The organism is Mycobacterium sp. 5-140-3-2 (genome assembly GCF_035666375.1).
Taxonomy (GTDB): Bacteria; Actinomycetota; Actinomycetes; order Mycobacteriales; family Mycobacteriaceae; genus Mycobacterium; species Mycobacterium intracellulare.
The window spans coordinates 1,985,355-1,997,972 of the sequence record NZ_CP142025.1 but is presented as its reverse complement, the minus strand read 5'-3'; the positions used below and the strand labels follow the sequence as shown (position 1 = coordinate 1,997,972).

At 68.0% G+C, this 12,618-nt stretch carries 10 protein-coding genes; 4 read left to right on the top strand and 6 right to left on the bottom strand.

Annotated elements, in window-relative coordinates:
• Nucleotides 1–63 precede the first annotated feature (63 nt).
• From P6281_RS09595 to P6281_RS09585, 3 genes are read left to right on the top strand one after another with little or no spacing between them, the layout of a single operon-like run.
• Nucleotides 64–774 carry a helix-turn-helix transcriptional regulator gene (locus tag P6281_RS09595; protein ID WP_041784898.1) on the top strand — a complete coding sequence of 237 codons (711 nt, stop codon included), beginning with the start codon at nt 64–66 and terminating at the stop codon, nt 772–774.
• Nucleotides 764–1,855 (top strand): hypothetical protein, encoded by a 1,092-nt coding sequence (locus tag P6281_RS09590; protein ID WP_179960065.1) that lies wholly within the window; start codon nt 764–766, stop codon nt 1,853–1,855. Before P6281_RS09595 ends, P6281_RS09590 begins: the two co-directional genes overlap by 11 nt.
• A complete protein-coding gene (locus P6281_RS09585; RefSeq protein ID WP_014384341.1) occupies nt 1,852–4,446 on the top strand; it encodes a multicopper oxidase domain-containing protein in 2,595 nt (864 codons plus the stop codon). The genes P6281_RS09590 and P6281_RS09585 overlap by 4 nt, the downstream gene beginning before the upstream one ends.
• A gap of 152 nt (nt 4,447–4,598) precedes the next feature.
• On the opposite strand, the gene P6281_RS09580 is transcribed toward P6281_RS09585, so the two are convergent.
• The 3 genes from P6281_RS09580 to P6281_RS09570 all read right to left on the bottom strand — a co-directional run bounded on the left by P6281_RS09580 (nt 4,599) and on the right by P6281_RS09570 (nt 7,901).
• Complete coding sequence (locus tag P6281_RS09580; RefSeq protein WP_155254931.1) at nt 4,599–5,954, bottom strand: IS1380 family transposase; 1,356 nt, start codon at nt 5,952–5,954, stop codon at nt 4,599–4,601.
• A 121-nt stretch (nt 5,955–6,075) separates the two neighbouring features.
• Nucleotides 6,076–6,408 carry a cupin domain-containing protein gene (locus P6281_RS09575; RefSeq protein WP_014384340.1) on the bottom strand — a complete coding sequence of 111 codons (333 nt, stop codon included), beginning with the start codon at nt 6,406–6,408 and terminating at the stop codon, nt 6,076–6,078.
• Nucleotides 6,409–6,491: 83 nt separating this feature from the next.
• Entirely contained in the window at nt 6,492–7,901 is a 1,410-nt protein-coding gene (locus tag P6281_RS09570) for a WS/DGAT/MGAT family O-acyltransferase (RefSeq protein WP_041785530.1), read from the bottom strand.
• A 322-nt stretch (nt 7,902–8,223) separates the two neighbouring features.
• Here P6281_RS09570 and P6281_RS09565 point away from each other — a divergent pair, with 322 nt between their 5' ends.
• Nucleotides 8,224–9,279 (top strand): Acg family FMN-binding oxidoreductase, encoded by a 1,056-nt coding sequence (locus P6281_RS09565; protein ID WP_043954702.1) that lies wholly within the window; start codon nt 8,224–8,226, stop codon nt 9,277–9,279.
• On the opposite strand, the gene P6281_RS09560 is transcribed toward P6281_RS09565, so the two are convergent.
• The 3 genes from P6281_RS09560 to P6281_RS09550 all read right to left on the bottom strand — a co-directional run bounded on the left by P6281_RS09560 (nt 9,276) and on the right by P6281_RS09550 (nt 12,600).
• The gene (locus tag P6281_RS09560) at nt 9,276–10,472 is read right to left on the bottom strand and encodes a cytochrome P450 (RefSeq protein WP_201407038.1); all 1,197 of its coding nucleotides are present in this window, start codon (nt 10,470–10,472) and stop codon (nt 9,276–9,278) included. The genes P6281_RS09565 and P6281_RS09560 overlap by 4 nt on opposite strands.
• A gap of 386 nt (nt 10,473–10,858) precedes the next feature.
• Nucleotides 10,859–11,470 carry a nitroreductase family protein gene (locus tag P6281_RS09555; RefSeq protein ID WP_014941663.1) on the bottom strand — a complete coding sequence of 204 codons (612 nt, stop codon included), beginning with the start codon at nt 11,468–11,470 and terminating at the stop codon, nt 10,859–10,861.
• Between the two features lie 44 nt (nt 11,471–11,514).
• Nucleotides 11,515–12,600: an NAD(P)H-dependent amine dehydrogenase family protein gene (locus P6281_RS09550; RefSeq protein ID WP_201358767.1), complete on the bottom strand. Its 1,086-nt coding sequence runs from the start codon at nt 12,598–12,600 to the stop codon at nt 11,515–11,517.
• Nucleotides 12,601–12,618 lie beyond the last annotated feature (18 nt).

Here is a 12,618-nt window from a genome sequence, read left to right as displayed (position 1 = left end):
CGCTGAGCGAATGTGACTCATTGCCCTATGTGCATCGTCCAATAATTTACTACAGTAAATTCCATGAAAAAAGAGCCTATCGTCCTGGGCCCCCGCCCCACGCCGGTGCTGGAGGCGCCGGTGGCGCTGTCCGGGCAGCGGCTACGGGTGCTCGAGTACGTGCGCGCCCACTCCCCCGTCCGGGTCGCGGAGGCCGCCGCGGCGCTTGACCTGCACGCCAACACCGTTCGCGAACATCTCGACGCGGTCGTCGAACTCGGGCTCGTCGAACGCTCCATCGCCAGGACTTCCGGGCGCGGACGTCCGGCCACGTTGTATCGGGCGTCGGCCGCCGACCCCGCGGTGGCGATACGTGACTACGCGGGCTTGGCGACCGCGCTGGCCGGACAGCTCGCTCGCACCAGCGCTCACCCGGAGCGCGACGCGCGCGCCGCCGGCGTCGAGTGGGGCCGCGAACTCATCGACGAGTACAGCCAGACCGGCGGTGATGCGCGGCAGTCCGTGCTCGAGGCGCTGGCCCGCCTCGGCTTCGCGCCGGATGACGACCCAGACGCGCTGAGTGCGCACCGAGGCATCGCGCTGCGCCGCTGTCCTCTGCTGAACGCGGCCCGTCGCTACCCGACCATCGTCTGTCAGGTCCACCTCGGCATCGTCGAGGGAATGCTGGAGCGGCTCGGCGCCGCCGACACACCGGGGCTTGGTCTCATCCCGTTCGCCGAACCCGGCGCCTGCCGGCTGTTCTTACCCGATCCCGTTGTGCGGCATGATGACTGACCGAGCCCTCCCGCCCCGGGCGCTGCTGCTGGTGCCCGGCGGGTTCGCGCTGTTGGCCGGGCTTGACGCGGCGCTGATGCTGCTTGGCCTCCCCGCACCGATCGAAACCACCCGGCTGACCGAGGTGCACGGCATCCTGCTGGTGCTCGGGTTCGTCGGCACGGTGATTGCGCTGGAGCGCGCCGTGGCCGCGCAGCACTGGTGGGCCTACCTGAGCCCGCTGTTTCTCGGCGCCGGCGCGGTGTTGCTGGTCACCCGGGTACCCCGCAACCTCGGCGGCGTCCTGTTGCTCGCCGGATCCGCGATGTTGGTCGCGGTGTACGTGCCGCTGTGGCGACGGGCCGCCGATGTGTCGGTTCTGGTCCAGGTCGGCGGTGCCGTTTTGGCGACCGGCGCGGCACTGTTGTGGCTGGGCGGCGTGCCGATCCCCGATCTGTTGCCCTGGCTGTCGGGATTTTTGATCCTCACGATCGTCGGGGAGCGCCTCGAACTCGCCCGCGTCGCCATGCTCGGCACCCGGGCCGAGGCGCTGCTCACGGCGATCGTCGTGGCGATGGTCGCGGCCACCGTCGCCGCGCTGTTGTGGCCGACGTTCGGCTATCCGCTGCTCGGGGCGACGCTGTTGGCGACGGTGGCGTGGCTGGGTCGGTTCGATGTCGCCCGCCGCACCGTGCGCGCGACGGGGCTGCCCCGATACATGGCGGTGTGCCTGCTCGCCGGCTACGGATGGCTGCTGGTACCGGCGTCGACATGGCTGCTGGTCGGCCAAACACCTGCCGGCGCAAGCTATGACGCGGTGGTGCACGCGGTGATGCTGGGCTTTGTGCTGTCGATGATCATGGCGCACGCACCCGTGATCCTGCCGGCCGTGTTGCGCCGCCCACTGCCCTACACCCCCCTGATGTACGGCCCGGCCGCGGTGTTGCATGCGTCGCTGCTGCTGCGACTGGCGGTCGGTGACGCACGCGGCGTCCACTGGGCGCTGCAGGCGGGCGGCGTGCTGAACATCGTCGCCGTCCTCGCATTCGTTGCCGTCGCCCTCAATTCGGCCCTGCGCGCGGCCCGTCGGGTGCCGGCATGAATCGTTCGGGATGGCACCTGCGCGCCGGTGCGGTCGTGTTCGCCTGGCTCGCCGCGCTCGTCGTGGTGGCGGCCGCGCATCGATTCATTCCGCTGTCCGGCTGGCTGTTGGTCCATCTGCTGGCCCTGGGCGCCGCCGGCAACGCGATCCTGATCTGGAGCCGCCATTTCGCTGATGCGCTGCTGCGCCGGCCGCCGGATCCGGCGCGGACGGCGGAAGTGTTGCGTATCACGGCCTTTAACGCCGGTGCCGTCACGGTGGTCGCCGGCATGCTGGGCCGGTGGTGGCCGGTGGTGCTGGCGGGCGGTGTGGTGGTCGCCGTCGCCGCCCTGGCGCACGGCGCGACACTGCTGCAGCAGATGCGCACCGCGCTACCCGCCCGCTTCGGCGTCACCGTGCGCTACTACGTCGCCGCGACGGTGTGTCTGGCCCTCGGCGCGGGATTTGGTGTGGCGATGGCGAATTCGGCGCTCCCCGGCCGCGTCCACGAGCGATTCGTCATCGCGCATGCGGCGGTGAATTTGTTCGGCTGGGTGGGGCTCACGGTGCTGGGCACGCTGGTCACGCTGTGGCCGACGATGCTGCGCACCCGGATGGCCACCGGGGTCGAGGTGGCCGCTCGCCACGGCCTGCCGGCCCTGCTGACCGCGCTGGCCGTGACCGTCGGCGGTGCGGTGGTGGGATCACCGCCGATCACCGGACTGGGCGCCCTCGGGTATCTCGGTGCCGCCGGGATCGTGCTGCGGCCGCACCTCGACGAGATCCGCCGCAAGCGCCCCAACGACTTTGCAACCCTCTCGGTATTGGCGGGTGTGGCCTGGCTGATCGGGTCGCTGGCCTTCGCCGCCGTCGCACTGGCCATCGCGCCGAGCTGGCCGGCGGCGGTCGCGGCAGCCGCTGAACTCACCGCGCCGGTGCTGGCCGGCTTCCTGGTGCAGGTGCTGCTCGGTTCGCTGACCTATCTGGCGCCGGTCGTGATGGGTGGGCGCGCGTCGACGCTGGCCGCCGGCGCAGAGCTCGAGCGCGGGGCGCCGTGGCGGCTCACCGTCGCCAACGCCGGGCTGCTGCTCTGTGTTCTTCCGGCTCCCAGCCTGGTGCGGGTCGCGGCTTCGATTCTGGTGCTGGTGTCCTACGCGGCCTTCCTGCCGCTGCTGGTTCGGGCGGCGTGGCGGGCGCACCGGGACCGCGACAAGCCCACGACCCCGGGCCAGCCGGAGGGGGTGCCCCCGCGCCGGCGCCGCGGCGTCGCCGCCGCCGGACTCGGGGTTGTCGTGCTGTCGACCGCGGCCGGCGTGGCGGCCGACCCGGCGTCGTCGCTCGGTATCGGCACCTCACCCCGGGTGGCCGTGGCCGCCACCGGACACACCACCACAGCGTCGCTCCGAATCGAGGGGATGCGCTTCGTGCCGGACACGGTCGAGGTTCCCGCCGGTGACCGGCTGCAGATCACTCTTGCCAATACCGGCACCGACCAACACGATCTGGTGCTGTCCAACGGCACTCGCACCGGACGGATCTCACCGGGCGAGTCGACCGTCCTGGATGCGGGGGTGATCGGCTCCAACCTCGACGGCTGGTGCGCCGTGGCCGGACACCGACAGATGGGTATGGTCTTTTCGGTCCGGGTGACCGGTGCGCCGATGCCCACAACGCATTCGGTGCATCCCGGTCACCACGGGCCGGCCCCCGGCGCGACGATCCCTCCCGGCGACATCGCCCGCAGCCTCGGTGCCGACCGCGGGCCGGGCTTCACCCCGCGTGACGCCACGCTGCCCCCGGCAACGGTCGAGCATCGCCTGACGCTGCCGGTGACCGAGATCCAACGGGAGGTGTCACCCGGGATCACCCAGCGGCTCTGGACATTCGGTGGCACCGCCCCCGGACCCACGTTGCGCGGCAAGATCGGTGACGTCTTCGAAATCACCCTCGTCAACGACGGCAGCACCGGGCATTCGATCGACTTCCACGCCGGGGCGCTGGCCCCCGACCGACCGATGCGCACCATCCAACCCGGCCAGCGCCTGGTGTATCGGTTCACCGCCACGCGGGCGGGAATCTGGCTGTATCACTGCTCGACGATGCCGATGTCACTGCACATCGCCAACGGCATGTTCGGGGCGGTGATCATCGACCCGCCGGACCTGCCGCGCGTGGATCGCGAATACCTGATCGAGCAGTCGGAGATGTACCTCGGCCGGCCCGGAGGCGAGGCCGACGCCGACAAGGTCGCCAAGGACACGCCCGACCTGGTGGTGTTCAACGGCTACGCCCGCCAATACGACCACGCGCCGCTGACCGCTCGGGTGGGCGAGCGCGTTCGCATCTGGGTGCTCGCCGCGGGACCGAACCGGGGCACGTCCTTCCACGTCGTCGGGGGGCAGTTCGACACCGTGTGGTCCGAGGGCGACTACCGGCTGGGCGGTAAGGGAGGCCCGGGCGCGGGCGGCGCGCAGACGCTCGGATTGTTCGCGGCCCAAGGCGGATTCGTCGAATTGACCTTCGGCGAGCCGGGTCGATACCCGTTCGTGTCACATGCGATGGTCGACGCCGAACGCGGCGCCCACGGCATCATCGAGGTGGCCGGGCGGTGATCGGGCGACCGCTAACCTCGATCTTTCTTGAGGTGGGTTGGTTGTTGTCGATTGGTCGGTTGTTGCCGGTGCGGTGGGTTGGGCGTGGAGCGTCCCCGGCGCTGGGTCGCCGGTTCTCCTGGGTCCTGGGCCGTAGGGATGTTGTGGTGAATTCAATTGAGTGCGGCGAGGTTTCGTTGACCCCTGGTCAGTAGTTCTGACCAGGGCCATCGTCTGCTCAGGCGCAGGATGCGACGGCGTCCGGTGGTGATGACCCGGCCGGCCACCGAAAGCAGGCGCAGGCGCAGTCGTTTGGGTTCCCAGCTGCGGGCGGGGTGATCGGGCCAGGCCAGTAGTTGGGTCCAGGTCAGCAGCTCGTAGGCCAGAGCGGCCAGCTCGAGCCAGATCTCGTTCTTGCCGAAGGCCTGCAGCGGCAGGTTGGCCAGGCCGGTGTCTTTGAGGGTGCGGATGCGGTCCTCGGCGCGGGCCCGCAGTCGGTGGCGTACTTCGAGGTCGGCGAGTCGCCCGCCGGTGGTGTTGGTGGCGAACATCGTGATGCGCCAGCCGTGGGCATCGGTGATGCGCAGTTGGGCACCGGGATGTGGGCGTTCCCGGCGGGCGATCACCCGCATCCCTGGCGGCCAGCCAACGAACGTCGCCGGCAGCCAGCGGGTCAGTTCGGCAACCTGAGCGCCCTCGCGCAGACACCCATCGGCGTCCTTAGCGCGCCGCCAGGCCTGGCGTGGCAGGGCGGCCAGGGCATCCAGCACGGGTTGGCGACCGTAGACACCGACCGAGTAGGACAGACCCAGGTGGTGGATGTGCCAGAGGAATTCCTTGACTCCCGAACCGGTGTCGCCTCGCACCAGCACCCGATCGCGCACCCCCTGGGGCAGTTGGGCCAACGCGGCATCAAGGACCGCGATCTGATCGGCGGCGTCGCTGGCGTTGGCCCGCCCGGGACGCAACATCGCCGCCAACGGCTCCCCGGTACCGCCGGCACCGTGATCAACGAACGCCATCATCGGATGAAACCCGTATCCCCGCTTGAAGTTCGGGGTCGCGCCTTCTTTATCCGAATGCGCCCCGATCAAGGTGGCGTCCAGATCGACGACGACCTCCCCAGCTACAGGAACCGGGCAGCACAGCTGCCACACCGTCGCCCGCGCGCTCGCCCGCGCATGACGGATCGCGGCGATCGCCGCGGCGGGATCCCCGCCGAGAGTCTCCAGCAGCCGGCTGATCGTGGGATCAGAGGCCACCGCACCGAACAACTCCGGCTGAGCACGCAGCAGCGCCGCATCGGCCAAGCAGTCACCGCCGAGCGCGATCGCCACCGCCAGATCCAGCACCATTTTGCCCGGATCGTGGACCGAGCGCGGCGCCCGCCACGACCGCAGCTGATCCGAGAGAACCGACGTCAAGCCGCTGACCTGCGCAGTCTGCACGAGCAGCGCCGCACCAGTCGAGGAAATCAACGACTCGCGACCAGCCTCGACCCTAAACCCACCACAACGGCTACGCTTCACCTACGGAGTGCCTTCCCGCTTGCAGAACATGGACCCTAGACAAGTCACATTTTCTCAAGCAGGACAGGCACTTCCGTGCATCACACGCCCGTCACCACCCCATCTTCACGAAAGATCGAGGCTAAACGTGTTTGGCGACGGTGAGCAGGACGACGGAGTCTTCGACGGCCTGTAGCCCGTGGCGGGTCGGTGGGATCACCAGGTGATCGCCCGGGGCCCCGTCCCAGCTGGTCTCCGGTGACGTCAGGCGGACGCGTCCGTGCAATACCTGCAACGTGGCTTCGCCGGGGCTGTCGTGGTCGGACAGCGCCGATCCGGCGGTCAGGGCGACCATGGTTTGCCGCAATGTGTGTTGATGACCGCCGTACACCGTATGCGCGCTGCGGCCGCTGGCCGCTCGGTGCGCGGCCGCCAGCTGCTCGCGCGCGAGAGCTGTGAGCGAGATCTTGTCCATCGGTCAGGCTCCTTTCTCGTCGCACAGCATGGCACACGGCGACGGCGCACCGGCGGCGACCAACCAGTCATCGTGGGGTCCTGTCAGCTGTTGGCGACGAGCGTCAGCCCTCGGCGACCATGTATTCGTTTGCGCTGCTTACTGATCGCCACCAGGTGGGCCACCGCCAGCTCGATTCCGCGGCCCAGTGCGTCGATGTCGGCCACCGCCTCGTAGTCGGCGAGGACGCCGAAGAACAGGTCCTCGGCATAGCTCAGCATGGCCACTCCGGTTCGCAATTGCATCGCAATCGGCGGGACCGGGAACACGCTGAGCACCCGTTGCCCCATGAGCTGCAACGGCTGACGGGGCCCCGGAACATTCGTTGCCAGGGTGGTGACGCCACGCTGCGGCAGCTGGGTCAATAACCGGACCGCCCACGCGGTCAGGGGAAATGGAATGCGATTGGCCAACGACACGAAGGCGTGGCCCGCCTGGCGCTGACCGTGAGACTTCGTGCGGTCCAAGCGGGAGTGGACTGTCCGCAGCCGCTCGATCGGGTGCTCCTCGTCGACCGGTAGGTACGGCAGCATCACCGACACCCGGTTATCGGTTTTGTCCAACGCGTCGACGGACCGCATGGACACCGGCACCAGCGCGCGAAGCGCATCCGGTAGCGGTGCCTCGCCTCGCTGAACGAGGATGTTGCGGTAGCTCTCCGTGATCGCGGCCAGCGCAACGTCATTGATGGTGACATCGAAGGTCTGGCATACCTGCGCTATGTCGGCGAGTGGCACGCGCGCGACGCCGTACCGGCGCAACGTGGTGATCGGCCCGTTCAGAGACGTCGTCGTAGGGCGCAGCAAGCCCACGGCGATTTCCGCGGCGCCCAACGCTGTGCGGGCAGCGGTCGCCGTGATGGCCGTCGACGCATTCCACAGGCCACCCAGCATGTTAAATGGATTGAGTCCCGGTCTGCTGCGTGAAACCCCTTGCGCTTCAGGTTCTTTAATGGCACGGATATGACTTGCGTAGCTCTCGCCGATGCCGTCATCGCACAGGCCGGCAAGCATGTGGGTGGCGGCAATTCCGTCGGCCATGCAGTGGTGGATCTTGGTGAGCATCGCCCACCGGTTGTCACTGAGGCCTTCGATGATCCAGATTTCCCACAGCGGGCGATCGCGGTCCAGGCGCCGGGAGATCACGTCGGCGGCAAGCTGGAAGAGCTCTCGGTCGCCGCCGGGCCGCGGGAGGGCGACGTGCCGGACGTGACGACCGAGATCAAAGTTTGGATCGTCCACCCATTCGGGCGCACCGAGGTCGAACGGGCGCGTGCGCAGGCGCTGCCCGAATCGGGGGCACGCGCGGATCCGCAGCGCGAGGGTCGTCATCAACTCGTCCCGGTCCGGGATCGGGCCCTCGATCACGGCCAGACCGCCGATTGCCAAACTCACGTGCCGGTCGGCGTCTTCCGCCTTGAGAAAACCGGCATCAAGAGTGGTCAATTGGTCCACGGCCGCCACCTCCCAACTTTATATGCAACTGTTCGTAACACCATTATCCGTTGCGCGGGACCGTCGACAGCAGGGCCAAAAGTCCCAAGTCCGGGCGCTCATGCACCCAGATGGGCGGCGGCACCGGCGTTATCCCCCACTCAAAGGCGTGTCGGCGCCGCCGATAACCCCCGGTGCCGTGAGTTTCAGCGAGTGTTGCCGTCCTGGTGGACATCCGACCCAAGCGCCTTTCGTGCTTGCAGGTGTGCCTATTTAGAGGATATTATTCACTTATATAGACTTTGCGCAAGCAGGGCTCGGTCATCGGAGATCGGAGGCAGTCGTGTTGGATACGGTGAAAACGAAGGCCTTTGCCGAGAACGCCCGGCCCTTTCCCGATGCGCAGGTCGTCGACGCCGTCCTCACGCTGGCAACCCGGGCACCCTCGATCGACAACACGCAGCCGTGGCGGTGGCGGGTGGATCGCACCAGCCTGCACCTCTACACCGATCCGGGCATGCGGTTACCGAGTACCGACCCGGACGGCCGCGACATGATCCTGAGTTGCGGTGCAGCACTTCATCATTGCGTTGTCGCTCTGGCGGCGATGGGCTGGTGCGCCGACGTGCGCCGCCTCCCCGATCCGGCCGACCCCAGCCAGCTCGCCGCCATCGAGGTGTCCCCATCCACACCCGATCGCAACGACCTCCTCCTGGCGGCGGCAATCCCGCAGCGGCGAACCGATCGGCGGAACTACAGCGCACGCCCGGTCGCGGCGCGCGATATCGCCGCGATGGCTGCCGTGGCCGCTCGAATGGGAGTGACGCTGCGCGTCGTCGACGCCCGGGAAAGGCTGCACGAGATCGTCAAGCGAGCCGCGCTGTCCCACGCGACCGACCGAGATTACCTTGTCGAACTCGCCAAGTGGAGCGGCCGATACGGGTCGCGGGCCGGCGTGCCTGCCCGCAACATCCCCGAACACGATTGCGGCGCACCGATCCCCGGCCGCATCTTCGCCGGACCGGGCCTGGCGCAGCCGCCGGGCACCTCACCCGCCGAGGACAATGCCATCATCCTGGTGCTCGGCAGCGAGGCCGATGACCGTCTGGCTCAACTCCGCGCCGGTGAGGCCACCAGCGCGCTGCTGTTGACGGCGACGGCGATGGGGCTGGCGTCTTGTCCGATCACCGAGCCCCTGGAAATCCCGGAAACGCGCGACGCCGTCCGCGACGACGTGTGGGGTGCGCAGGGCTATCCGCAGATGCTGCTTCGGGTGGGATGGGCCGCGGACAGCGCGGCCGCCTTGCCGCCCACGCCGCGGCGCGCGCTCTCCGACGTCGTGCAGTGGTCAGACGTCGTGCAGTGGTCAGACGTGCAAGCGACGTGCACTGCGCGTTAGGAACGGGAAACCAACGTAGGCATGGCCGCCCAGCCGCGGACCGCGGCGGTCTCCGACGGCACCGCGTTGGCCCAGTCGACCTCCCACGCCGGGAAGCGCTTGAGGATTTCCTCCAGCGCAATACGGCCCTCCAGCCGTGCCAGCGCGTTGCCCATGCAGAAGTGCGTGCCGGCGCCAAAGGTCATGTGCGAGCGCTGTTCCCGGTGAATGTCGAAGACGTCACCGTCCGGTGCGAAGCGGCGGTGGTCGCGATTGGCCGCGCCGACCAGCATGAGCATCGCCGAGCCCTCCGGCACGGTTTGTCCGTAGTACTCGACGTCGCGGGTGACGTAGCGGGCCATCTGTAGCGCCGGCGGTTCCCACCGCAGGATCTCCTCGATCGCCTGGGGGATCAGGTTCGGGTTCCCCACCAGGTCACGGCGCTGATCCGGGTAGTCGGCCAGCGTCTTACCGGCCCAGCCGATCAGCCGGGTGGTGGTCTCGGAACCGGCCGTGGCGATGACCGTCAGGTACATCAACAGCTCGTCGCGGCGCAGCTTGCGCACCGTGCCGGTCTCGTCCTCGAACTCGGCGTTGAGAAGGTCGGTCATGATGTCGTCGGACGGGTGTTCGGCGCGCCAGTCGACGAACTCCGCGAAGACCTCGCCGGTGGCCAGCGCGTCGACGGTCTTCCCCTGCAGGGTCTCCTCGCCGTGGTCGGTGATCTGCCGCTGCCGGTCTTCCGGGAGCCCCAGCAGCATGCCGATGACGCGCATGGGCATCTGCTCGCCGAGGTCGTTGACGAAGTCGAACCGACCCGACCCGACCAGCGGATCCAGGCACCGTGCGGTGAACTCGCGGATCTGCGGCTCGAGTGCGAGCACCTTGCGCGGAGTGAACACCCGCGACAGCAGGTTGCGGTGAATGTTGTGGATCGGCGGATCCTCGAAAATCAGTGTGCCCGGCGGTATTTCCATGCCCGACTTGATGATCTCGAGCAGGGCTCCGCGCCCGGAGATGAACGTCTCGTGGTTGATGACCGCCTTGTTGACGTCGTCGTAGCGGCTCAGCGCGTAGAAGTCGTGCTGTTCGTTGTAGTACAGGGGCGCCTCTTCCCGAATCCGGGCGAACACCGGATAGGGGTTCATGTTGAGGTCGATGTTGTAGGGGTCGTAGTACAGGTCGGATTCGGTGGGGGCGGTGGGCACGGTCATCAGAACTCCGTCGGGGCTGCAGGGCTGTTCAGCTGAATGGGACCGACGCCGTCGGCGCCGGGCTGCACGATTTCGATGTCGAATGTCGCGGTGTAAGCGAAGTGCTCATGACTTCGCCGACGTCGTTGTGGCTCCCTGCGGCGATCTCGGCAGGCATGACTTGCTCAGCGGTCATCAGTTTCCCGTCGGCCCGTTGCGACAACGCAGTTACACTAGCACAGGCAAATGTAACGCCAGCCGTGCTCACTCACCCCCCGCTGGGCAGTAGGTGGGGCGGCTCATCTCGCGTCCCGTCGACCGGGTGAGGCGCGTCAGACCACGCGGCCGCCCGCACATTGGCGACAGGAATGCTGTTGAAGCAGCGCGATTTTCTACCGCTGGGTGCCTCACGCCATCCTCTTGCTCCAGGATTGATCCCAACGATCGATCGACGCCACCTCATCAAGCGGTTTGCGCCGCACCGCGTGGTGCCCGCCCTTGGGCCAGCCCACCGTGAGCAGAGTCGCGATGAGCCAGTCGTCAGGGATTGCGACCATGGACCGCAGCTGATCCTCGCAGGACCCGTGCCACAGGGTGATCGCCGCGCCCAGGCCTTGCGCCCGCGCCGCCAGCAGGAAGTTCTGGACGGCGGGAAAGATCGACCCTCCCTGCTGTAGTTCGGTGGTTCCCCGCTGCGGCTGGACACAGAACAGCACCAGCACGGGCGCCGCGCCTCCGACGCTCATGTGCTCAGCCATCGCGCGCAGCACGCGCGACTTGGGGTCGTCAGCCTCGTCCTCGGGCATTGAAAGCCGATAGAACTCGGTCATGACGTCCCATGTCTTGTGAGCCGCCGCCGTGACCACGTCGCGCAGAGGGCTCGATCTCAGCACCACAAACTTCCACGGCTGCTGGTTGCCGCCGGACGGAGCCCAACTCGCCGCACGCAGACAAGCGTCGATGGCCTCGTCGGAGACGGGTTCGTCGCGATAGCGCCGTACCGCCGACGCGGTCCGCATGACCTCCCATAGATCCACCGATGCGGGCGGGACCGGTTGTTCGCTCACAGCTTCGCCTTTGCGGGCAGCACGCCCCGCCAGGTTCCACCGCGCACGGGACCGGTGACCAACGGCAGATCGAGGGTGGACAGCAAACCAACTGGTGCGGCCATCACCGCGGGGATGGCATTGAGTTCGCGCATAACCGTCGCGTAGGTCAGGCCGCGCATGTTGTCCCCGCGGCCGTGCATCTCGATGTCGACGGTGTAGGTGGGCAGGCCGTCCACGATGACCCGGTAGCCACCGAGCGGTGATGGATGCCGCGGCCAATCCGGCGCGGCACCGTCGCCCATTCGGGTGATGTGTTCCAGCACAACGCGTTCCTCTCCACCGGCCATTCCGGCGAGCTTGAATCGCATTCCTCCCATGGTTCCCGGTTCGATCCACCCCGACGCCACTTCGTAACGCTCTGTCGCCAACCATTTCTCGATCGTCGTCTCGACGCGATCGAGTGGCAGGCCAACACCATCCGCGACCAGATGCACGGTGGGTCCCCACAACGCGGCGAGGCGGTCGGGGTCGAAGAGCGGCGCCGGATGATCGGGGGTATGCCCGAACCCCATGAAGTCGAACATGATGTCGGGTTGACGGATCGGGCCGTAATCGAGCATCTCGAGCATGGTGATGCCGTCGACACGGCTGCTGAAGCCCGTCATCGTCAGCGCGATCACATCGTTGGCCCAGCCCGGATCGACACCGCTGTTGAAAAAGCTGGTCCCGCCCTCCGCGCAGGCCGCCTCGAGCAGTTCGACGGTTTCCTGGTCGGCAGCGGGCGGATAACACATGGGCACCAACGAGGTACACACCACGTGCTTGCCAGCGCGCAGGCAGCGGGCGATGTCCACCGCCGCGTCGTGGTAGCGATAGTCACCCGACGCGAAGTAGGCCACCACGTCGGCGTCCACCGATAGTGCGGCACCGATGTCCCGCGTGGCGATGACGCCGGTCGCGGGCATCCCGCACAGGTCGCCGGCGTCCTTGCCGTCCTTGGCTTCCGCGTGCACCACGACGCCGGCCAGCTCCAGGCCGGGATGGGCGATGAGGGCACGCAACGCGCCGATGCCGACCTGACCAGGACCCCACAGGATCACTCGTGGCTTACCTCGACC

Excerpts from the sequence above, each read along its gene's own strand:
- P6281_RS09595 (WP_041784898.1), top strand. The coding sequence starts at position 64 with ATGAAAAAAGAGCCTATCGTCCTGGGCCCCCGCCCCACGCCGGTGCTG.
- P6281_RS09590 (WP_179960065.1), top strand. The coding sequence starts at position 764 with ATGATGACTGACCGAGCCCTCCCGCCCCGGGCGCTGCTGCTGGTGCCC.
- P6281_RS09585 (WP_014384341.1), top strand. The coding sequence starts at position 1,852 with ATGAATCGTTCGGGATGGCACCTGCGCGCCGGTGCGGTCGTGTTCGCC.
- P6281_RS09575 (WP_014384340.1), bottom strand. The coding sequence starts at position 6,408 with ATGGACAAGATCTCGCTCACAGCTCTCGCGCGCGAGCAGCTGGCGGCC.
- P6281_RS09560 (WP_201407038.1), bottom strand. The coding sequence starts at position 10,472 with ATGACCGTGCCCACCGCCCCCACCGAATCCGACCTGTACTACGACCCC.
- P6281_RS09555 (WP_014941663.1), bottom strand. The coding sequence starts at position 11,470 with ATGCGGACCGCGTCGGCGGTACGGCGCTATCGCGACGAACCCGTCTCC.